The sequence below is a fragment of the Vibrio sp. 1580 genome (genome assembly GCF_033340055.1).
Window position 1 is genome coordinate 1 of sequence record NZ_JAWOVT010000583.1, and the last position, 557, is coordinate 557.

Annotated in this window: 1 protein-coding gene; it reads left to right on the plus strand. The window is 46.0% G+C overall.

Going from position 1 to position 557, the window contains the following annotated elements; translation table 11 throughout:
* A partial coding sequence (locus R7093_RS27280; protein WP_318147286.1) for a LysR substrate-binding domain-containing protein occupies positions 1–557 on the plus strand: 557 nt, incomplete at both ends.

Sequence of the window (557 nt, forward strand, 5' to 3'; positions counted from 1 at the left end):
AACAACTGGGTTTCAGCTTATTTGTGCGCATGACTCGGCGATTGGAATTGACCAAAGAAGGTGAGCGATTACTGCACGCGCTTAACCAATCGTTTGAGGTGATTTTCTCTGAACTTGAAGATATCAAATTCAACGAGCTGCGTGGCGAGCTTTACATCGGCGTGGCCCCCACGTTTGCACAGAGTTGGTTACTGCCGCGTATGGTGGAATTTCAGCGTTTGTATCCTTCTCTCAATATCAAGCTTCGAGTAAAGGCAAGCCGATTAGATTTCTTACATGAGCCCGTTGATATTGGGATTTACGACAGTGACAGCGAGCATCCGGGTTTCCATCATCAAAGGCTATTTGATGAAGAATTGGTGCCGGTTTGTAGCCCAGAATACTACCAAACACATTTTTCCGATGGCGTGAGTAGTGCCAGCCAATTTGAGGCCGTGACCTTTATCCATTGCACAGAATCGTTAGAAGCAAACGAGCCAAATCATGAATGGCAGAGCTGGTTAGCAAGCCAAAGCAACTCTGAACTGAAATCGCTTAATGTGATGGAGAAAACCTAC